This is a genomic window from Aestuariibacter sp. A3R04 (assembly GCF_018860805.1).
Classification (GTDB): Bacteria; Pseudomonadota; Gammaproteobacteria; order Enterobacterales; family Alteromonadaceae; genus Alteromonas.
Window position 1 is genome coordinate 778,702 of sequence record NZ_JAHKQR010000011.1, and the last position, 21,536, is coordinate 800,237.

General features: G+C 47.2%; 15 protein-coding genes. 9 read left to right on the plus strand and 6 right to left on the minus strand.

Going from position 1 to position 21,536, the window contains the following annotated elements; all coding sequences use genetic code 11:
- Positions 1 to 5 precede the first annotated feature (5 nt).
- On the minus strand, positions 6 to 1,661 hold the full coding sequence (locus tag KO518_RS12850; RefSeq protein WP_216026212.1) for a DUF342 domain-containing protein: 1,656 nt from the start codon (positions 1,659 to 1,661) through the stop codon (positions 6 to 8).
- 91 nt (positions 1,662 to 1,752) lie between these two features.
- Positions 1,753 to 3,186, minus strand: coding sequence for an exodeoxyribonuclease I (sbcB, locus tag KO518_RS12855; protein ID WP_216026213.1), 1,434 nt, complete (start codon positions 3,184 to 3,186; stop codon positions 1,753 to 1,755).
- Between the two features lie 119 nt (positions 3,187 to 3,305).
- On the opposite strand from sbcB, the gene KO518_RS12860 reads away from it, so the two are divergent.
- Both KO518_RS12860 and KO518_RS12865 read left to right on the plus strand, forming a co-directional pair.
- Complete coding sequence (locus tag KO518_RS12860) at positions 3,306 to 4,322, plus strand: isoaspartyl peptidase/L-asparaginase family protein (protein ID WP_216026214.1); 1,017 nt, start codon at positions 3,306 to 3,308, stop codon at positions 4,320 to 4,322.
- Positions 4,323 to 4,512: 190 nt separating this feature from the next.
- Complete coding sequence (locus KO518_RS12865; protein ID WP_216026215.1) at positions 4,513 to 4,932, plus strand: CBS domain-containing protein; 420 nt, start codon at positions 4,513 to 4,515, stop codon at positions 4,930 to 4,932.
- Between the two features lie 34 nt (positions 4,933 to 4,966).
- On the opposite strand, the gene KO518_RS12870 is transcribed toward KO518_RS12865, so the two are convergent.
- Entirely contained in the window at positions 4,967 to 6,835 is a 1,869-nt protein-coding gene (locus KO518_RS12870) for a phytase (protein WP_216026216.1), read from the minus strand.
- 61 nt (positions 6,836 to 6,896) lie between these two features.
- A complete protein-coding gene (locus KO518_RS12875; protein ID WP_216026217.1) occupies positions 6,897 to 9,590 on the minus strand; it encodes a TonB-dependent receptor in 2,694 nt (897 codons plus the stop codon).
- A 315-nt stretch (positions 9,591 to 9,905) separates the two neighbouring features.
- Here KO518_RS12875 and KO518_RS12880 point away from each other — a divergent pair, with 315 nt between their 5' ends.
- From KO518_RS12880 to KO518_RS12895, 4 genes are all read left to right on the plus strand, one after another.
- Positions 9,906 to 10,808: a GGDEF domain-containing protein gene (locus KO518_RS12880; protein WP_216026218.1), complete on the plus strand. Its 903-nt coding sequence runs from the start codon at positions 9,906 to 9,908 to the stop codon at positions 10,806 to 10,808.
- Complete coding sequence (locus KO518_RS12885) at positions 10,808 to 11,821, plus strand: AraC family transcriptional regulator ligand-binding domain-containing protein (protein WP_216026219.1); 1,014 nt, start codon at positions 10,808 to 10,810, stop codon at positions 11,819 to 11,821. The genes KO518_RS12880 and KO518_RS12885 overlap by 1 nt, the downstream gene beginning before the upstream one ends.
- Before the next feature lie 122 nt (positions 11,822 to 11,943).
- Positions 11,944 to 15,816: an ATP-dependent RNA helicase HrpA gene (hrpA, locus tag KO518_RS12890; RefSeq protein WP_216026897.1), complete on the plus strand. Its 3,873-nt coding sequence runs from the start codon at positions 11,944 to 11,946 to the stop codon at positions 15,814 to 15,816.
- A gap of 150 nt (positions 15,817 to 15,966) precedes the next feature.
- On the plus strand, positions 15,967 to 16,269 hold the full coding sequence (locus tag KO518_RS12895) for a PilZ domain-containing protein (protein WP_216026220.1): 303 nt from the start codon (positions 15,967 to 15,969) through the stop codon (positions 16,267 to 16,269).
- A gap of 4 nt (positions 16,270 to 16,273) precedes the next feature.
- Here the strand turns inward: KO518_RS12895 and KO518_RS12900 are convergent, their stop codons facing one another.
- Entirely contained in the window at positions 16,274 to 17,467 is a 1,194-nt protein-coding gene (locus tag KO518_RS12900) for a class I SAM-dependent rRNA methyltransferase (RefSeq protein WP_216026221.1), read from the minus strand.
- 140 nt (positions 17,468 to 17,607) lie between these two features.
- Here KO518_RS12900 and KO518_RS12905 point away from each other — a divergent pair, with 140 nt between their 5' ends.
- Positions 17,608 to 18,585 carry an NAD(P)H-quinone oxidoreductase gene (locus KO518_RS12905; protein WP_216026222.1) on the plus strand — a complete coding sequence of 326 codons (978 nt, stop codon included), beginning with the start codon at positions 17,608 to 17,610 and terminating at the stop codon, positions 18,583 to 18,585.
- A gap of 2 nt (positions 18,586 to 18,587) precedes the next feature.
- Here KO518_RS12905 and rnhA read toward each other — a convergent pair whose 3' ends face one another.
- On the minus strand, positions 18,588 to 19,046 hold the full coding sequence (gene rnhA / locus KO518_RS12910) for a ribonuclease HI (protein WP_216026223.1): 459 nt from the start codon (positions 19,044 to 19,046) through the stop codon (positions 18,588 to 18,590).
- A gap of 155 nt (positions 19,047 to 19,201) precedes the next feature.
- Between rnhA and dnaQ the strand changes: the two genes are divergently transcribed.
- Entirely contained in the window at positions 19,202 to 19,921 is a 720-nt protein-coding gene (gene dnaQ, locus KO518_RS12915; RefSeq protein WP_216026224.1) for a DNA polymerase III subunit epsilon, read from the plus strand.
- The gene (locus tag KO518_RS12920) at positions 19,897 to 21,318 is read left to right on the plus strand and encodes a TIGR03503 family protein (protein WP_216026225.1); all 1,422 of its coding nucleotides are present in this window, start codon (positions 19,897 to 19,899) and stop codon (positions 21,316 to 21,318) included. Before dnaQ ends, KO518_RS12920 begins: the two co-directional genes overlap by 25 nt.
- Positions 21,319 to 21,536 lie beyond the last annotated feature (218 nt).

The following is a 21,536-nucleotide window of genomic DNA, read 5'->3' on the forward strand; positions in this document are numbered from 1 at the left end:
GCGTGTTACACCAGAGGATCGTATTGCCACTGGTGATCTGTATAGGACACTACACATCGCTCGTACTCTTTATCGGAACGCCAGTTTCTGTTGTTAAGTTTAGCGGATACTCCGGCATACAGCCGTTTATTCGCGACAAGTCGAATATGTTGTAAGTAATCCTCTTTTCGCTTTTTTAATTCAAGTGATTTCAGTTCGAGCCAGTTTAACAATGCAGTTTCATTGTTAAACAACGCTTTGGCCTCAGCTACCTTGTCGGCAAGTTCTTTATGGTAAATCCGTTGAGTGATGAGATCGAGTTTTTCTCTGTGCCTGAGGTTATTTTCTCGAAGTTGAGTAAGCATTTCTTTAATGGTATTTTGTTTCTCTTCTAGTTCTCTGAGCCCTTCAGAAAAATCCACTTTCAGTGTACTGCCAGAGATGGCTCCTAGTGTGCCGGCTTCAACTTTACCTTTACACGCTATTTCACAGGCAAACAAATTTCCCATGGGGGTAGGCAAGTGACCAACGCTAATACTACCTCCGGCATGAAGTCTGCTGTAAGCCATTTGCCTGCCAACTGTGATGTTTTCGCGGGCTTTGATGTCAAGGCCCTGACCGTGTTGGACGTGAATACTACCTCCAGCGATCAGTGTGCAACCATATCCGTTGTCGTTATCAGTTACTTTGCCCATGGCTCCTTCGGTGATGATAATGTCTCCTCCGGCTTCGATGGTTGCAGATTCGACAAAGCCATTAATCGTGATGTCCTTGGTCGCTTTTACAATCATTTTCTCTGCTACATCGCCGTTGACCAGAATAGCGCCGTCATAGGTTACATGTCCTGAACCCACATTGACACCATTGCAGATAAACGTTTCGTCGATGTTCATCACGAGTTCACGGTACTTAGGCATACCTGATAACGTTGAAACCAATATATTATCGTCTTCGCGGCTCACCTCGGTATTCTTACCCATTTTGAACTCAAGCCAATCACCGGGAGTGGGAGTTAATACTGAACCTCGCACATCAAAACCCGCTCTGCCTTCCGTGGGCGGCGTCCGGCGTAACACTGGTACACCTTTTTTTACACATATTATATCACCTAAGTTACGCAGGTCAGTTTTGTCTGAGTCGTCGGTTTGCGGTTTTAGTACCCGTTCCAATGCGTTGGGTACAAGGGGAATAAAACGGGAGTTTTTACCATTTCTAGGTGGTAGCCCTCTGGCGATGACACATTCAAAGACTTTGCCTGGTGGAGCACACTCCGCTTCATCTAGGAGCTTTTGGATATGCCGCATCCCAATACCCCTTTTTATTCTGGCTTTGTAAGCGAGGTTTCGGATGGTAGTAGCATTCGGCATACGTCCACCATAAGGTGCTGTTAGGATAACAGTGGCGCTCAGGTTGTCGTCGCTTATTCTGAAGTTTACTTCAGCGTGACGCAATTCAGCTATGTTTGCACTTACTGGAGTGACATCACCCGTTTTATAATACAGGTTGGCCTTGTCACAGGTAGATTTTAATGTGTCAGCTGAAAGATACAAAGCCTCGTAATGCGCTTCTTCAATCAGCGTCTTTACATCGTCGACGGTGACCTCAGTTTGCATGTCCTCGGGTTGCACGAGTAAGGTAAGAAGTTGTGTGTCGCTATTGTACTCGAGAGAGATACCTTTCATTGGAGGTTCCATTAAACTGCATTATAGCCTTATCGGCTGATCATGTTGAGGCCTTTAATTGTCATACTCTATAGCGATAATCTCATGTTCGTCAAAGGTTTTGCGCATACTGATACAGTGCTCTGAGTATGGCTTGCTTGTCTGCGTCTTCTCGATGTGCTTCTGCCAATTGTTCGAGCTCGAGTAAGTAGGGCTCTAACGTGAGTGAAGCCGGAGAGTTTCGATCTGTTAACCGATACTGTCTGTGAGCTTGCCACCTCTGCATTTCATCAGCAGTAAGGGTGTAGGGATAGTTTCTCGCCCGATAGCGGAACAACAACGTCCTCAACGTTAAATTTTGTGTTGTATCGTGAAAACTATCAAGTAGATCCGGCTCGCTTTCCCTTACGTCATCACACCAACGACGCTCTTCATCAGACAGAAATCCGCCAGTGTACAGGGCGTGATCCGCATCAACTTCAGTGTCTTCCAGAGGCTGATTATAGACTTCTTTCACTTTATCCCAGATGTCTTGTCTGGATGCCAGAGTTTGATAGTGCTTTAAACAGCGGTCGCGATCTAACCCAATGCGTGCAGCATTTTCCTCGTCCATGGCTTTGGCTGTGGTCACAAATGGCGAACGATTAATGTGGATGAGTTTTAGCCCTGGGCGCGGCTGGTCACCTAGATCCTGTGTCGTCATATACAGTTTTTCTCTTAGCACATCGACATCGTCTTCAAGAAGCGGACGCAAATCTTTGGAAAGGTCTATCACAATAATGGCGTTGCTGTTTGTCGGATGCGGTGCAATGGGCATAACCCATGTACAACAGCCTTGGCTGGCAGGGATTTTTGAAGAAACATGTAATAGGACAGAAGGACGGGAGAAATCGAAATGTTTTAATACTTCGTGTTTGCTGCGAAGTTTAAACCCATAGTTGAAGAGTTTTGGCTGTGAGTTTTTGATCAACTTGGCCAGGGCAATGGTGGCATAAACATCTGACAACGCATCATGGGCTTGTCCATGAGTGAGGTTATTGGCATTGGTCAATGCCTCAAGTTTAAAGCTCGGTGTACCGTCTTCTTTCATCGGCCATTCGATGCCTTCGGGGCGCAGAGCATAGCACGCGCGCGCTAGGTCGATAATATCCCACCGAGAGTTGCCATTTCGCCATTCGCGCCCGTAGGGATCGTAAAAATTACGATAAAAGAGATAGCGACTAACCTCATCGTCAAAGCGAATACTATTGTACCCGACAACACAGGTATTAGGTTTGCTCATTTCCTGGTGAATTCGTTGAGCAAATTCTGCTTCTATCATTCCGTCGCGCAAGGATTGTTGGGGGGTAATACCGGTTACCAGGCAGGCTTGGGGGTGGGGCAGCGCATCGTTGGCGATGCGGGCCATCATGTTTATGGGCTTATCAATAACATTCAGGTCAGTATCTGTACGTATGGCGGCGAACTGACAAGGCGCATCTTTTTGGGGGTTAGCACCCCATGTCTCGTAGTCGTGCCAAAGCAGGGTGGTTGATTGCTGACTCATGAATTTATCGTTTCCTCTTTTTGACTTCTCGCGTCAGGCACTATACCAGCGCTGGGGTATGCCTGCCAGCAACGGTAGCATATACTGGTCTTAAGTTGAGAAACAAAAAAAGGACGATTATGAAAACGTGGTTATTTGGGGTTTGGATCTTTGTGGGCTTATCTGTAGTGGGAACAGCTATTGCTAAACCCACTCCTGTGGCAATCGTCGTGCACGGTGGTGCAGGCACAATTTTAAAAGAAAATCTGACTCCAGAACTCGAGCAGGCCTATAAGCAAACGCTTCGCGATGCCGTGGAAGCAGGACACAAACTCTTGCTGCAAGGTGAACCAGGTGAAAAGGCGGTTATCGCCGCAATCCAAATTTTGGAGACCTCCCCGTTGTTTAACGCCGGTGTCGGCGCGGTTTATACCTGGGAAGGTGAACATGAACTCGACGCCTCCATAATGCATGGTGGCTCGTTGAATGCCGGTGCAGTTGCTGGAGTGAAAACCATAAGAAGTCCAATTGCTGCTGCCTTAGCGGTCATGCACCAATCGCCCCACGTCATGCTGTCTGGCAAAGGTGCACAATTGTTTGCGCAAGAGCAAGGATTGGAAATCGTTGACAATAGTTCCTTCGATACCGAGAGGCGCAAGCAAGCACTGGAGCGCGCCAAAGCGCGTATGCTCGGAGCCGGTGTGTACGGAAATCAACAAGGCAACGAACGCTTCGGCACAGTGGGAGCTGTTGTTCTGGATAAACAGGGAAATATCGTTTCTGGAACATCAACCGGAGGGATGACGGCAAAGCGGTACGGCAGGATTGGTGATTCCCCCGTGATTGGTGCAGGCACTTGGGCGGATAACGCCAGCTGTGGTGTATCGGCAACCGGACACGGTGAGTTTTTTATTCGCTACCACGTTGCCGCAGATATTTGTTCGCGAGTTAAATATCAGGGGGTTTCCCTGATAGATGCCGCTGACACCGTCATTAATGGCGTGCTGAAAGCGGCAGGTGGCGATGGTGGTGTTATTGCCATTGACAACCAGGGCAACATTGCGACGCCGTTTAATTCCCCAGGCATGTACCGGGCCAAAATTGACAAGAATGGCAAGCTGGCAGTGGGGATTTACAAAGCGTGGGAAAAGGAGTAACAATCTTTTAAATAAAATGTAAAAATTCTCGCTATCCCGTGGACTTAGGTCTACTCTGAAAGAGAGGCAGACAACGGGATAGCCAGTTCATAAAAAGTGCGTTCGTTACGCAGTGAGTGGCAGACAAAAATGTACCATTTCCCGTTTAAATATTTCCTCGTTGTGTAGTTAAGACCGTTAAGGGGGAACCATGGAATCTTTGTTGGTCAGTGATTATATGAATACACACCCGGCTAAACTCATAGAAGATATGCCAGTGGCTGAGGCAGTGGAAACCTTACTTGCCAGTAACCAAACCGGTAGTGCTGTGCAGGATAAAAACGGGAAAGTGATTGGCTTTCTGTCTGAGCAGGATTGTCTCGAGCAGATGATAGAATCCAGTTATTACCGCGAACAGGTTTGCAGAGTGAAAGACATCATGCAGTTGCAAGTTTCGGTGGTTAAACCTTGGAACTCAGTATTAGAAGTTGCTCAGAAACTCATATCTGAAAAGCCGAGGGTGTTTCCGGTTATCGACGATGATGGAAATCTCGTGGGATCTATCAATCGAGCTGCTGTTTTACGTGCTATCGACAAACAGCTTCAATCGGGATACAGCAAAGCGGTTTGAGCCACTTTGCTGCCACTCGGTTAGTCGGCGTCTGCTACCGGTGTGCTCTTATGAATGCCGCCAGGGCACTGCCGTTTACTAGTTTAAAGTTTTGCGGCTGCGATGGCATGACATTGTGCCCGTCTTGCACTACCAATAAACCTTCAGGTAAGGCATTGGAAATAGGTAACGAGATCGCTTCTAGTCCGTCGGTTTCGGACACACCATCAATGTGCTTTTCATAGTTTGTGATAATGTCAAAGGTACCTAGCAGCTTGTGGTTGTCAGTAGTGGCATAGACAGCGTAGCGATGATTTCCCTGGCTCGACACGACGAGGTAGCGATCATCGTCAACGTCAAACAAGGCCATACCTTCGATGTCGTCTTTTACTTTGCCCCCTACTTCTGCGATGCGAATCGATGGGTTTCCGGTACCAATTAGCGAACGCTTCCATATACCTTTGTTCTCCTCTCCGTAGTAAAGTACGCCGTTCTCATCGTCGGCTACACAACCTTCGGGTTGAGATGGCACTGAAAACGTTTCTACGACCTCAGAGTTAAGTACTGACCCGTCGAAGGATAAGCGATGGCGTTCGTAGTTCCCGTCGGTATCATTTGCCAGTATGTCGAGGGTACTGTCATTGTGATATAAGCAAAGCCCGTAGAGGTCGTTTAACGATGACGGCAGTTTGGCCAGAGGTGATGCACTTCTGCTAACGTTATCTAGTTTAAAGACATCAATGGTTCTGCTGGTTCTGTTGGTTGCTGCAGCAAGGAATAATGTACCGTTTGGGGTATGCCAATGGGTGCGTACATCGACGTTATTCAGTCGTCCTACTGGCAGGTGTTGCAATTGCTTGCCCGATAGATCATATAAATTGAGCCCCGATTTTTTGTCGGTACCGATGATCACAGACTTCATGGGGACATCGGCGAAATACCAAATGGCAGGGTCGTCAGCAGCGTCGCCAAACCGCGCCACAGGTTCAGTCTGTGCAAAGGCCTGCAAGCTGGCATCTACGGGGATTGTTGGAACACTGTTGTCATTCTCCATAGGGTAGGGAAAACGCAGGGTATATAGGGAACCTGACTTATCATCATACAAGCCAGCAACAGCGACATCCCCGATGCGTGCAATACGGACTGACTCCAACTCAACATCGCCATTGATGGTGACAGTGTGGCGTGCACCCAACAATTCAATTGCAATAACCGGTTTGGCAGGGGAGACCCTTGCCACTAAACCGTGACCATCCATACCGACACTGTCAGTCCCTTCATCACTGGCAATCAGTGATTTTCCACCGTCGCTCTCAGCGTGAAATGGGTAACGCCATAACCCCACATATTCGTCTGCAAGGAAAATGCTGTTTGCAACAGAAGATGATTGGCAACTTTTGATACCCGTTCCCACATTAATTGTCCGCAATGGCAACGCGTTAGTATCTTTAATGATGTGTTGGCGCATAACACCTGTAGTGTTTACGGTTGTAAGCACGGGGATGTTGTCACTAGTCGCCAGACAAATCGCTTCCAAATCTGCAGTTCCCGCAGCCAGAAATGTAAGCGCGGAGAACACAGTGAGGTCATGGTTTAGAGTGTACAGTTCAGCGTCATAGGTATCGCTGTTTAGCGCGGCGACTAAATAGCGCCCATTTTTTTGTAACAGTATATCGGATTGGCTGAAGTGGCCTGCAAGTCGGGCCTTTGGGGTTTGCTTTTCATCGAGTAGCAACAGGCCGTCTGTTTCACTGGTAACCAGATAAAATAATTGGTTGTTGTGATTGATGGGGGTGAGTTGCTGTCCGTGTATCGAAAAGCGCTCTGGTGTGTATGTTGATGGTGTGTTTGCAGTGTAGGCTTTACAAGGTATCACCAATAAACTGAAAAAAAATACAGATAGCGAGAAAAAAGTTGTTTTCAAGGTTGTAACCCTTTTTTAAGATGGCAAGAGAGGAGCGCAAACGCGCTCCCGGTGTATCGCTTTACATTTGCCAGGTAAGGCCTATTTCGAAAGTACGCCCGTATTCTTCAAACTGAGCGTTGCGGTTGCGCTGATCGAAGTAGTGGTAAAAGGGTTCATCTGTCAGGTTGATGCCATTTACGTACAACATCATGTTGTCGCTGATGTAATACTTACCGGAGAAATCGACTTGCTGATGATCGTCTTCCATGCGAAGCATATCACCGTCTATTTCTTCTAAGTTCTCGCTTTTGTATGTCATTGTGAGTCGCAGGCTAACCACGTTGTTTTCATAGCCAAGGGTGAGATTCCCCACTGTATCTGATTGGTTTGGCAGGTTGGTGTCGTAGCGTTCTCCATCCAGAAGAGTCGTCGCGTCAGACGTTGAAAACGTGCTATTGGCGGAAACTAGAAAACCGTTGTCAAAAGCTTTTACCCAGGACAATTCGATACCGTGAAGACTGGCAGCATCGCCGTTAATAGGTTGAACAACTTCTTCGAACCCTGTCCATCCTTCGGTACCTGCTACATTCGCGTAGACGACAAAATTGTCGATATCTTTGTAGAAATAGCCTGCGGATAGCACACCAATTGCGCCTGGGTAGTACTCCACCGACAAATCGAAATTGTTCGCTTCAAAGGGGGTGAGTTGCGGGTTGCCTACTTCAGCTTCTCTTTCGGTGATAAACTCACCGTCTTCATTTTCAGTTTTACTTTCAATAATTTGAAAAGCGGCCACATCTTCAAATTTTGGCCGTGCAAGGGTTTGTGTGAACGCACCTCTCACCACAATTTGGTCATTGAGGTCATATCGTACATTGATACTCGGCAACCAATGGTCGTAATTCCTTTCTGCGGACCACGGCGTATTAATCACTTCTTCAACATCGGTTTCTTCATTTTCTACGAGTTCGACCCGCATTCCCTCGGTACTGAAGTCGGTTCTTTCATAACGCACACCAGCAATTACACGAAGTTTGTCTATATCTGCAGACACCATGGCATAAGCGGCAAAAATATCTTCGTTATTGATATATGAAGCGCCGTTCGATTCTACTTCCGAGTCCAGTTCTGACAGCTCAAGACGACTTCGGTTTGCATTGAAATCCGCTCTTAGGGAATGGCGATTCAGGCCGTCACCAAAGTCGCCTATTCCCCAGTCAGGCTGAATGGCGGCAAAGTCTTCACCCGTCCGATCGTCAAAATTACCGTCATAAATAAACACGTTGCTGTTGCGGTTTTTTTCACGTCCGCGATATTTACTCCCGAATTTGAATTCGGCGTTATAATCACCCACCGCAATGTTGCGGATTAAGTCTATTTTTGCACTGACCTCAGTGTCTTTAGTGTAGTTTTTCTCATAACTAATTTCGTCAAGCTCATAGGCAGCTAGCTGCATGGCATCTGTATTTTGCGATAGCTGGGGAATGCGGGTCGCTAAATCAGCACCGATACTGTCGTTGTCTTGTTTAAACACGTAATACAAGGCGTCAGGTTCGTCCTCATCTGATTTTGCATAGCCCAATTGCCAGTTAATATCCCAGGTCTTCAGTTGGTGTTCGCCCCCTGCGGCAATCGTTGTGATGGTTTGCTTCTCGTAGCGATCCTTACTTTCCCGTTCTATTTCTGAATCTTCACCGTCGAAAGTAAAGACGTTTGCCTGACGATATTCGTCATCAGAGAACGCACTGTAGAGTGTGCGAATGAAATACTGGTTATTGAAATCCGGTCTGAAATCCACGTTTAACGCGGCACCCAGACGTTCCCGAGTGATGGTGTAATCTCGTTGTTCCAGCTCATCATCACCATTGCTTTCAATATTATCTGAACCAAAATCCCGTTCAAACCAGGACAGCGCAGCGGCAATACCAAAAGATTCATTGAATTTGTGTGTGACGCTGCCGGACAGCTTGGGGCTTGTCTTTTCAACGAGTTCGTTGTGGCTTGCCTGCGCGGTGATTTTTGCTGTGTCTTGTTGATAATCAAATGCACTGACGCTTTTTACCTCAATGGCACCACCAATGGCGTCACCATCCATGTCCGACGTGACTGACTTTGACACTTCCAGCGTTTGGATCAGTTCAGAGGGAATAACGTCAAGGGCAACCGAACGTACGCCGCCTTCCGGAGACGGAATGTTCAATCCGTTAATTGTGACGTTGTTAAGGTTCGGATCGATACCCCGAATTCCCACGAAGCGTCCTTCACCTTGATCCCGCTCGATAGATAATCCGGGCAAGCGTTGGAGTGCTTCGGCTGCATTCTGGTCGGGAAACTGACCGATGGCATCGGCAGATACAACGGATGAGATTCTGTCGGAAACCCGTTGCTGGTTGATTGCACTGGCTTGTCCGCTGCGCTGACCCTTGACCAATATATCGGTAATGGCCTTGCCATTGTCAGACAGTGAAATCACAGGAGAAATGATGTTGTCGCTATCGACGTGTACGGTGTAACTTGTTGGTTGTGCGCCAAGATAACTCACTTTCAACGTATAATTTCCAGCAGGAATATTGCTAAAGCGGAAAGAGCCGTCACGGCGACTTTGGGTTATTAGATTCAGTTCCTGAATTTTAATTTGTGCACCGGCAAAAACACGGGAGTTATCACTGTTGGTTAACTGACCGGCAATGTCACCAGCCATGGTCATCGTCGCTATTGATGACAAGCTGAATGCTGCCAGACAGTGTAGGGAGAGTTTAGTTAAGCGAAGCATGTGCGTGATCCTAAATAAAAGCGTGTGTTTTTTATTGCCCGCTACGCTAAGAATATAAGATGACAAAAATGTGACCACTCTATGACAGGAGGTGTCATAAATTTCTGATTTATCGATGTTTTTGTGTTTTTTACAGTTAGGTGAGCTGAAATGACCCCCTGATAACCATTTGTTTTTACAATGATTAACTACAAATTGCTGAGGTCGTTATTCATCACAATCACTCAATTGTCACATTAGTGAGCCAAAATGACCCTGTAACTGAATTACCAATTCAGGTTAATAGGTTTGGTCTGGATAGCGAAATGAGGGGTTATGAATTCGGTATACCGTTATAAGCAAAGCCATTTGATTGGGGCGAGTTTTGCCATCCAAGCCCTGGCTTTTTTTCTGAGTCTATCTAACGGTACTTTCAGGCCCGCGAAGGATATTGAGTTGCTGGACGTGATTGGTGAAGGCAGCGTTATGGTATTCGCCTTAGTCTGGATTATTGCCGCTGTTGCCAGCAGGCCGCCGGGAATCGTTACCAGCCTGATGGTGGCAGGCCTAAATTGCTTTGCGTTTACCGCCATACTGGATTTTCTCGATGAAGTGTTGGTTTACTCTGCCGCCGCTGAATGGTTGAGTATGTTGGAGTCGATGCCCGCGGCCGTTGGTATGGTCATTATGTCTGTAGGTTTGTTGTCTTGGCACAAAGAACAAAAAGCACTGAACAAACAGTTGCAGCGCCGGGAATGGGCATATCGCAACCACAATCAGATAGATGAAGTGACTCAATTGTACTTGGCTGATTACTGGTGCGAGCGAGTAGAAGATATGCGTAGTCGCGGTGAACACGCAAGCGCGTTAATGCTGGATATAAACGGCTTCTCAACGTTTAATGAAAATCATGGATATGGTGAGGGTAATCGCTTTTTACAGGAAATTGCTCGCCTGTTGGTTATGCATGTGAGGGAGAACGATCTGGTTTGTCGTTATGCGGGCGATCGTTTCATCGTTTTGTTGCACGGACTGGACTACCACAGTGCCATGATTATTGCCGATGATATTGAAACGTCGGTTCATCACCTCGCTTTTAAAAGCGGCATTAACACCACTGCGGTATTTCAATCTGTGCGAACGGCAGTAACATCAATAGACAGCCTCACGCCCATTGAACAGGTGGTCAGTACGCTACAAAGACAGCTATCGAAAAGAAAATTGTTGGCGGCATCGTAGTGGACACTTCTAGTGGGGCTAAATTCATTAGTCATGATGATCGGGTAATACCGGCAGCGCCTCTGTGTTTAGTTGTCATTGATGTAGCTAGGGAGCAGGGCGCTGATGTAAATAAATTGCTACGCGGCACGGGGTTGTTTGAAAATGCGCTGTCGGAACAGGACCGAATATCAGCAAATCAGTTTTACGCGTTACTAAACAACGCACAAAAGCAAGTTAAAGCGCGGGACTTTTCCTTTCAAGTGGGGCAGGCTCTGGCTTCCTCACACTATGTTGGTTTATTTCGCGCTCTGAGTTATGCGCGAGATATGACACAAGCTTTTCGTGTATTGTCTGTTTTTCTGTTTCCGCTATGCCCGCTGATCTCTATTGGCCGATACCGGCAAAAACACACAGTGTTCTATCTTTTTCGCGATGGTATGGGAAAGAGTAAAGCGGTGGCATTGGCTGGAGAAATAGTCATGGCTTGTACTATTGCGCTAACCAAAAAATGGTGCGGTTACCGGCTTCCTATTCATTTCCATTTTGCTGGGACGCGCCCCAGGCACATTGCAAATTACGAGATGCACCTAGGCAGGAGGCTGCACTTTGAGCAGCCATTTGTCGGTTTTAGTATTGAAGCTGGTACCATGGACACAGCCTTTAGCCACTCGGATTTGTATTTGTTACACGCGTCAGTGTGCCACTACAAAAAGTATCTTCCAACTGGGCAGCTATTACCAGAAGTGATCAGAAGAATGGTTATGCGTAACGAACACGTAGGTATATCAGATGTGGCATATGCCCTTTCTGTGAGCCCTGCGACCTTAAAAAGAAAACTTAAAGCGCATAACGTGACTTATACATCGTTAGTCGATGAAGTTAGGCGGGAACAAGTGATTTTTTTGCTGCGAATTTGTCGATTGTCTAACGAACAAGGTGCCTTGAAAATGGCCATCACCGATTTGACTAACTTCAGACGAGCTGTAAAACGTTGGACGGGGAACACGCCCAGTGAGTTAAGGGGGCGATAAGCCACTGCATTTACGCGGTTTTATGGTAAACTATTGCGCCTTTTTTCAGTATAAAGTGTGTCGGGTTTTACCGTAAGGATTGTTCATTGTCGTTTGATCTCACTAAGCCATCGCTTTCCGCCATGTTTGAATTGTTGCCCAAGTGCATGGTGGTAGATCGATTCCCGTTTCGCCGTCAGCTTCAGCGCTTGACTGTGCTGATTAAAAAAGACCCATTGGAAGCTGAAAAGCGCTTAGCGGCGTTGGCCCAGCGAATGACATTGTCGGCAGAGAAGCGTGCACTGCGTGAGCTGAACTTGCCTGAAGTGAATTATCCGCCTTTGCCCGTAAGCGATAAAAAGGACGATATAAAAGCAGCTATAGCAAGCCACCAGGTTGTGATTGTTGCCGGAGAAACCGGCTCTGGTAAAACCACTCAACTGCCTAAAATTTGTCTGGAATTAGGGCGCGGTGTCGGGGGAATGATTGCCCATACTCAGCCCCGTCGACTTGCTGCTCGCAGTGTGGCGTCGAGGATTGCAGAGGAGCTCAATACCCCATTGGGCGACAAAGTGGGTTTTAAAATTCGCTTTTCAGATCAGGTTAGTGAGAACAGTTATATAAAATTGATGACAGACGGGATGCTGTTGGCAGAAATGCAGCAGGACCGCTTTCTCAATCAATACGATACGATTATTATCGATGAAGCCCACGAACGCAGCCTGAATATCGATTTTCTGCTTGGGTACCTCAAGCAACTACTGGATAAACGACGGGACTTAAAGCTGATCATTACCTCAGCTACCATTGATCCCGAGCGCTTTAGTCAGCACTTTAATAATGCCCCTATTGTTGAAGTCAGCGGACGAACCTACCCTGTAGAAATTCGCTACCACGATCCTGATGACAGGGAAGATGACAGTGATCAGACTGATGCCATAGTCAGGGCTGTGGATGAATTAAGGGGCGAAGCTCCAGGTGATATTTTGGTTTTCTTAAGTGGCGAACGAGAGATCCGTGATACCCAGGATGCCCTGCAAAAGCAGCAATATCGCAATACCGAAATTGTTCCGTTATATGCCCGTTTATCAGCAGCTGAACAAAACCGGATATTTCAACCTCACCGGGGGCAGCGAATTGTCCTGGCGACTAACGTTGCTGAAACCTCTTTGACAGTGCCGGGGATCAAATACGTTATCGATCCCGGAACGGCGAGAATATCCCGCTACAGTGCGCGCAGTAAAGTACAACGTTTACCCATTGAACCCATTTCACAGGCATCGGCTAATCAGCGGGCAGGGCGATGTGGCCGTGTTTCAAATGGTATTTGTATTAGACTGTACAGTGAAGATGACTACCTTGGCAGACCTGAATTTACCGATCCGGAAATATTGCGTACCAATCTTGCCAGCGTTATTTTGCAAATGTTAGCGCTGGGCCTGGGCGACATTGGTGGATTTCCCTTTGTTCAGCCACCCGACAGTCGAAATATTACTGACGGTTTTCGGTTACTGGAAGAAATTCAAGCCATCGTTCGCGACAACGGTAAACCGCTATTGACAGCCATGGGCAAAAAAATAGCACGTTTGCCTGTAGACCCCCGGTATGCGCGGATGGTGATTGAAGCGGGAAAAACCAATGCGATGAACGAAGTGCTTGTGATTGCGGCAGGACTGACAATTCAGGACCCAAGAGAAAGGCCACAGGAAAAGCGTCAACAAGCTGATGAAAAGCACCGTGAGTATGCAGACAAGGATTCCGACTTTATCAGTCTTTACAATTTGTGGCTGGCGTTCAAAGCACAGCAACAGTCGCTGACCAATAATCAGTTGAGAAAGTGGTGTAAAGCGCAATTTGTGAATTATCTTCGCATGCGGGAGTGGCAGGATATTGTTAGTCAGCTGAAAAAATCCATCGCCGAAATAGGTTTGGGTATTAGTAGCCAGCCCGCCAGTTATCAATCAGTTCACCAGGCATTGTGCAGCGGTTTGCTCTCTCATCTCGGATTGAAAGACAAAGATCGGGAATACATGGGGTCCCGAAATACCCGGTTTATGTTGTTTCCGGGCTCCGGGTTGGCCAAAGGGCAACCTAAATGGGTGATAGCCGCAGAATTGGTGGAAACTTCGCGTTTATTCGCCAGGATGAACGCAAAGATAGATCCTGCCTGGGTTGAGCCACTTGCAAAGCATGTGACACAGTCGAGCTACTCAGAGCCTCATTGGTCGAAAAAGCGCGGTGCCGTTGTGGCTTTCGAAAAAGTGTCATTGTTCGGATTGCCAATCATACCCAAGCGTCTGGTTACCTACAGTAAGATTGACCCCGCCGTGTGTCAGGCTTTGTTTATACGCCACGCGTTAATTGAAGGTGATACCAAGCTTCAATACGGTTTTTTACAAGACAACCAAACGCTGTTGGAGCACGTAGACGAACTGGAAAAGAAAACCCGACGCAGAGATATCATGGTTGATGAAGAGTCGCTGGTGGCTTTTTATGCCGCGCGTTTACCCGTTGAAGTGAATAACGAGGCGGCGTTTAAAAAGTGGTACCAAAAAAATCAGCAGACAGTGTCTCTATTGTTTTCTGAAGATGATGTTTACCGTCAACAGCCTACACGATCTGTGGCCAATGCTTATCCGGATACATGGCAGCAAGGTAGTGTTCGCCTGCCATTGCGCTATCACTTTGAGCCAAACGCCGAAGACGACGGGGTAACGGTGACGATACCACTACCGATTTTAAACCAGGTTGCCAATGAAGGTTTTGATTGGTTAGTGCCGGGTTTACAACACGATCTCATCGTCAGTTTAATCAAAGGCCTGCCAAAGCGCTTGCGGAAAAACTTCGTACCGGCTCCGGATTATGCAGAGGCTTGTCTTGCTGATATAAGTGCCGTTGACAAACGGGGTAAGCCGGTTTCACTATTAACGGCGCTGACGGAAAAGCTTCGCAGAATGACGGGGGTAGTGGTACAGGAAGACGAATGGAATTTAGCACAACTTGACAAGCATCTGGTTATGCATTTCGCCGTAGTAAGTGAAAAAGGTGATGTTATTGCCCGTGGCGATGATCTCGAAGCGTTGAAAAAGCAATGTCAGGGGCAGGTAAAAGCCACGTTCGAACAAGCGGCCACACCGGAGTTGGAACGAAAAAACATTGAAACCTGGGATTTTGAGCAGTTGCCAGAAACATTTACGCAGAAACTGGGTGGCTTTGAGGTTCAAGCTTTTCCCGCGTTAGTTCGTCGAGGCAACAAAGTTGATATTGTGTTGATCGATGAACCCGATAAAGCCAGACGTCAACACAGAGAAGGAGTGAATGTACTTATTCGCAATGCGATGCCTTCACCGCTTAACTACCTGCAAGCAAAATTACCTAATAAAGCCAAGCTAGGGCTCTATTTTAATCCGTTTGGCCAAATCAAACCACTCATTGACGACTGCATATTTGCGGGTATTGATAAATTAGTCAGGGAGTTTATGCAGAACAACAATAAGGACATTCGCTCACAACAAGATTTCAAGCAATGTGTGGATGTAGTCAGATCTGAAATAAACGATACAGTGCTGGCTATTGCTAAACAGGTAGAAGAAGGTCTGACGATGGCACACCAGTGCCAGAAACAGATGAAAGGGAATGTACCCCTTGCGATGGTGAGTGCTCTGGGCGATATAAAACATCACCTCAATTCACTGGTATATCCGGGGTTCGTTTGTGAAATCGGCAGCGAAAGGTTGTCTGATTGGAACCGCTATATCAAGGGGCTGGCCAGGCGCTTAGAGAAGTTGCCTATTGATCCCAATAGAGACAGAATGCATCAACAGCAAATTGAAAAGGTCGAGGCGGCGTTTAAAAAGGCGTGCAGTAAGTTTCAACAGGATAAGGTGCCTGAGAGCCTTCTCGCCATTCGCTGGATGATTGAAGAACTGCGGGTGTCGCTCTTCGCGCAACAGCTAGGCACCGCGTATCCCGTCTCCGCGAAGCGGGTATTAAACGCTATTGATGAGCACAGCTAAACGGCCACACTGACTTATATTTGATGTCACAAAGGCCGGGTATTATGACTTTAGGATAATGATGGTTCTTTCAAGTTGACAGAGATGCATCCACCGCCTATAAGTGGATGTAGGTATGTGGTTGCAGCCCGAGGTTAGGAGAAGTACGAGATGTTAGGATACGATGACAAACGCAATTTTTTCAGAATGATGGTGAATTCACCATGTCAGGTACAAATTAACGACGAAGAGTCGAGCCGAACGCTACAGGCAGTCTGCAAAGATATCAGCGCGACGGGTATGTCTTTGGAAGTTGAAGAGCCGTCTATTGAACTGGGTACACAAATATATGTGTCTATCGATTCAAACAGTTCGCAAATTCCCTCGCTGTCTGCCGTTGCATCTGTTGTCCGTTGCGTCGCTGAGACTGATGAAAGTTGCGTGATTGGCGTCGAAATATCTGAGATGAAGTAAGCGATTAGAGATCGCTTACCTCACAAATCAGCCCCTTGAGATAATACCCTTCGGGGAAGGTGCCGATGACCGGGTGGTCTTTGGCTTGGGTCAGACGTTCCACAATTTTAATCGTTCTGCCTGCATCGAGTGCAGCGTCGGCGACGATTTTCTGAAAGAGGTCGGCCGGCATGAGCCCGGAACAGCTAAAGGTGAACAGTAACCCTCCTGATTTTACCGCGTGAATACCGTACATGTTGATGTCTTTGTAACCCCGTGCCGCGCGATTTAACGACGCTTTACTATCGACGAACTTTGGTGGATCGAGAATGACTATATCAAACTGGCGATGGGCGGTGTGATATTCACGCAGTGCGTCAAATACGTCTTTATTAACCATTTCAGCCTGGTTTGGGTTAAAACCGTTAATCTTGAGATGGCTTGATGCCAGTGACAGTGCGTTATCAGATACATCTACGTTGGTAACGTGTTTAGCTCCCCCACGAAGCGCCGCACAGGCAAAGGTGCCGGTGTAGCTAAAGCAGTTGAGCACGTCGGCCTTGCTGGCATAACGCCTGACGGCGTCTCTGCTGTCCCGTTGATCTAGGTAAAAGCCCGTTTTATGGCCTTTTTCAACATCCACGTTAATTCGCATACCATTTTCGAGGATCTGCACCTCGTCAGGCATGTCTCCAGCGCGGACTGCAACAAGGGGTTCCAGGCCTTCCTTAGCGCGGACATCCACATCGCTTCTTTCATATATTGCGTTGCCGGGCAATATCTTCTGTAAGGCCCAAAGGATTTTGTCTCGCTGTTTATCCGCTCCGGCGCTAAGTAATTGTATAACGGTGACATCGTTATACACGTCTACAGTCACTCCAGGAAGGCCGTCAGATTCAGACGCAATGAGCCGGTAACTGTTGGTGTTTTTGTCTATCACCCATTTTTGCCGCAACCTAAGTGCTGACTGGATGCGCCGGACAAAAAAGCCATTATCAATCACTTCTGATTTGTCAAACGTCCATATCCTTACGCGTATTTGCGACGCCGGTGACCACGCGCCCCGTGCCAGCCATTCGCCCGTGCTGCTAAAAACGTCCACAGTATCGCCTGGTCGGCAGCGCCCTTTTAAAGAATCAATGGCACTGGCAAACACCCAGGGGTGAAGGCGACGGAGTGACTTTTCACGTTGAGGTTGAAGAATAACGGATGCTGGCATGAGTGAACTTACGTCGTTAAAAGCAAAGGGCGCGAATTATAACCTTATTCCCCTGGTTTCGCGACCCGTGTGGTGGGGTATACTGAACCGAATAAATGTACATAGTGCAAAAGTGAATAATGTTACACAATGAGGGCGCAATGAAATACGTTACCTACGAAGCGGGCAAGGGCATTCCATCCCTGCGGCTTGAAACCACATCACTGCCGGCGCTTGGCAAGGGCGAAGTAACCATTGCGGTGGAAGCTTTTGGCGTAAACCGGGCAGATACGTTACAGCGACAAGGAAAGTATCCCGCTCCTCCAGGTGAGAGCGATATTCTTGGTTTGGAGGTATCAGGAGAGATCACGTCCATTGCAGAGGGAGTGGATAACTGGTCAGTAGGAGACAAGGTTTGCGCGCTGGTGCCAGGTGGAGGTTACGCTGAGTTTGTGAATGTGGATGCCAGACATGTGTTACCGGTTCCCACTTCTGTCTCGTTGACAGAAGCAGCAGGACTAACAGAGGTATTTTTGACTGCTTGGCAGGCGCTAACAACTTTTGGCAGCCTTAAGACCGGCGATCGCGCGCTTATTCATGCCGGTGCGAGTGGTGTTGGCCTTGCGGCACTACAGTTGTGCAGATTTAAAGGTGTAGAAACGGCCACTACGGCATCAAGTGAGAAAAAGCTCGCGGTGTGTCGTGAACAAGGCGCACACCTTGCCATTAATTACAAAGAGCAAGAATTTGACGAGGTGATTAAATCACGATGGCCAGTGGGTGTAGATTTTATCCTCGACGTTGTTGGGGGGGACTACATTAATCGCAATCTTAAAGTGTTAAAACGAGATGGCATGATGATTTACCTGGCAATGCTGGCAGGGAGATATGCCGATAAACTCGATATGGCTCTATTATTGGCAAAACGTGCTCGTATCCAAGGCTCGACGCTGCGCAATCGCAGTGACAATTACAAAGCCGCCCTTGTCGACGACTTTGTGAAACACGCTATGCCAGGTTTTGCAAATGGCGCGCTCAGAGTTAATGTGGATACCGTGTTACCCGTTGGACAAATCCAACGCGCTCACCAGCTATTGGAAGACAATGCCACTATGGGAAAAGTGATTGTCACTTGGTAGGGCTATCCGTTGAACCCCGGGTCTTCCTGAGTGGGGTTTTCGGCTGCCTGGCGCGCTAAATCGTCACAACGTTCATTTTCAGGGTGCCCGGAGTGGCCTTTTACCCAGTGCCATTTAACGGTGTGTTTTTGCACCGCGGTATCCAGGCGTTGCCAAAGGTCCGCATTTTTTACCGGCTTTTTATCTGATGTGCGCCATCCATTTTTCTTCCAGTTGTGGATCCACTGGTTAATGCCGTTTTTTACATACTGGCTGTCGGTGGTGAGGTCAACGTGACATGGTTCAGTCAGGCATTCTAGCGCCACTGCGGGGGCCAAGAGCTCCATTCGGTTATTGGTGGTATTAAAAAATCCTCCACTCAGGGCCTTTTCGTGATTGTTGTAGACAAGTAGCGCGCCATATCCCCCCGGACCTGGATTACCCAAGCATGAGCCATCTGTATACACTGCAATTTTCTTCATAGGTTATGGGTGCCTTTTTATTCTGCAATTTTCTTGATAATACTGTTACTGACCAGTTGGCTTGGTATACTAAAGGTCTGTCAGATTCAGTGCCAGAGAAAAAGTGGCTGACACTGAAGATATCGCCATTGAACAGTAGCAAGCAGGTTGAGTAAATGCGTCAAATTGTACTTGATACCGAGACAACGGGTATCGAACCTCGTGAAGGGCACCGAATAATAGAAATTGGCTGTGTGGAGGTAATTAACCGCAAACTCACCGGCAATCATTTTCACGTTTATATCAATCCGCAACGGGAAATAGAACAAGAAGCTATTGAGGTTCACGGCATCACCAATGAATTTTTGGCTGACAAGCCTGTTTTTGCCGATGTTGCAGATGATTTCATTCGCTTTATTGATGGTGGTCAACTGGTAATTCACAATGCGGCTTTCGACGTGGGATTTATGGACCACGAGTTTGCCATGAACGCGTCTACGGCCACTGTGAAAACCCATGACATTTGTACTGTTCTTGATACATTGCTGTTGGCCAGGAAGATGCATCCAGGTCAAAAGAACAATTTGGACGCCTTGTGTAAGCGCTACGGCATAGACAACAGCCATCGTCAACTGCACGGGGCATTGTTAGATGCCGAAATCCTGGCAGATGTCTATCTGATGATGACTGGTGGGCAAACAAAGCTTAACCTCGCCGGTCAATCTAGCGGTGAAAGTGGGGGCGATGTTGACGGGATTAGAAGAGTTAAGCGCAATGGAAATAAATTAAAGGTTATTACTGCATCCGCCGATGAATTAGATCAACATGAGGCGCGTCTGGATATCGTGCAAAAAAGCGGTGGTAAGTGTTTGTGGCGTACAAATCACGAAAATTAAATTTTCTTTTATTACTCTTTGTCGCACTCCTCCTGAAGTGCCCGTCTCTTTCGTGGGCACAGACCGGGGAGTCTGCGGAAAACGTCGAACACCCAGAGCTCATTCAAACCTTGGGTAACGACTATCAGAATTCCATTTTATTGCTGAGAAACCGCTTTAGAATAGATCACAATGTCGACGAAGTGACGATGATTTTCTTTCGTGAATTTGGTTCAGCATCCGTGGTATTAGTGCGGCCTGATGGCTCAAAGATATATTCCACCCAAGCAGATGGCGAGAATGTAGTGTGGTACGACGATGATACCTACGACATGATCAAAATTAAGCGTCCGGTTCCCGGCCCCTGGCAAGCGGTGGGACAAATTACTCCCGACAGCCGGGTGATGGTTGTATCAGATATCGAACTGCATGCACAGCCGTTACCCAATGTTATTTTTTCCGGTGAAATTCTCAAGCAAACTGCCCGGCTGACAAACGGTGGAAAACCTATAGACTACGCTCAGTTTCGCGATGTGGTAGATCTCTCTATCACATTGAAAAGTACAAATAACCCAAATTACGATAACTTTGGTGCAGCAGATGAGTTAATTGCTACTTTTGAAGATAATGGTCGTGGCATGGATGAAGCTCCTTTAGATGGAGTTTTCACTGGTCAATTTAATCTGGCAATCCCATCTGGTGAATGGCGACCTGTATTTAGTGTTGATACACCTATGTTTTCCCGCCAACAGGTGGATCCGGTTCTCATGCTATATCCCAATCCTGTGACATTGAATGTATTGCTTGATGATGGGCAATCTGGCTATCACGATGTCATCATTGATGTGGTAAGGGAACAAATTGATATCTATTCCTTATTAATCGATGGAAAAGTGCGCTTTCCCAATGGAGATATACAGAAATTTTCTATCACAGATCCCTCCGAAGACGCGCGTATTCACAGGGTGTTGTCATACGAAGATGGGCTGTTTCGTGTAAAAGTCACTGCCTACGCCACTACCGTTGATGGCCGTGATGTTATTCTCGATGTGCCTGAGTTCACTTTTTTGGGTGAAGTCGCTTCAGTAGAAGAGGAAGTCGCTGCGCCCGACGATAGCGATAATATGGAAACACTACTCGCCGCCGAGCTAGATAGTGCTCCTTTGGTTGAGTCTACAGCGCCAACAGAGGACGAGGGCATGGATGACGCTACCCTCTATCTATTAATTGGTACTGTTAACGGCACAATTGTAATCGTGGGGCTGAGTATCGCGGGTTTTGTTTTATGGCGAAGACGTAAACAGCCACCCGTCGCAAATGGTTCTGATAGCCACAACGATGCCGTAGAGAGCATGGAGAAGTCGGGATGGTTTTCCAGACTACTGTCACCGTTTAAAAAGAAAAAATCCGAAGACTAATACCGAAAACGCGCCTAGCGTTATTATAATTGCTGTATATTGCAGCATCATGGCGAGAAAACGTGCAAACAAACCCAATTGGAACATTTTATGAAAAAAAAGCGTTGACTCAACCATAGGGAATACGTATTATCTGCGCCGCAGTCAGGGCAGAGGTTTCAACGAAGTTTCTGCAAGCTGCTGAAAATATTGAAAATGTGGAGCGGTAGTTCAGTTGG

Excerpts from the sequence above, each read along its gene's own strand:
- KO518_RS12850 (WP_216026212.1), bottom strand. The coding sequence starts at position 1,661 with ATGAAAGGTATCTCTCTCGAGTACAATAGCGACACACAACTTCTTACC.
- sbcB (WP_216026213.1), bottom strand. The coding sequence starts at position 3,186 with ATGAGTCAGCAATCAACCACCCTGCTTTGGCACGACTACGAGACATGG.
- KO518_RS12860 (WP_216026214.1), top strand. The coding sequence starts at position 3,306 with ATGAAAACGTGGTTATTTGGGGTTTGGATCTTTGTGGGCTTATCTGTA.
- KO518_RS12865 (WP_216026215.1), top strand. The coding sequence starts at position 4,513 with ATGGAATCTTTGTTGGTCAGTGATTATATGAATACACACCCGGCTAAA.
- KO518_RS12875 (WP_216026217.1), bottom strand. The coding sequence starts at position 9,590 with ATGCTTCGCTTAACTAAACTCTCCCTACACTGTCTGGCAGCATTCAGC.
- KO518_RS12880 (WP_216026218.1), top strand. The coding sequence starts at position 9,906 with ATGAATTCGGTATACCGTTATAAGCAAAGCCATTTGATTGGGGCGAGT.
- hrpA (WP_216026897.1), top strand. The coding sequence starts at position 11,944 with ATGTTTGAATTGTTGCCCAAGTGCATGGTGGTAGATCGATTCCCGTTT.
- KO518_RS12895 (WP_216026220.1), top strand. The coding sequence starts at position 15,967 with ATGTTAGGATACGATGACAAACGCAATTTTTTCAGAATGATGGTGAAT.
- KO518_RS12900 (WP_216026221.1), bottom strand. The coding sequence starts at position 17,467 with ATGCCAGCATCCGTTATTCTTCAACCTCAACGTGAAAAGTCACTCCGT.
- KO518_RS12905 (WP_216026222.1), top strand. The coding sequence starts at position 17,608 with ATGAAATACGTTACCTACGAAGCGGGCAAGGGCATTCCATCCCTGCGG.
- rnhA (WP_216026223.1), bottom strand. The coding sequence starts at position 19,046 with ATGAAGAAAATTGCAGTGTATACAGATGGCTCATGCTTGGGTAATCCA.
- dnaQ (WP_216026224.1), top strand. The coding sequence starts at position 19,202 with ATGCGTCAAATTGTACTTGATACCGAGACAACGGGTATCGAACCTCGT.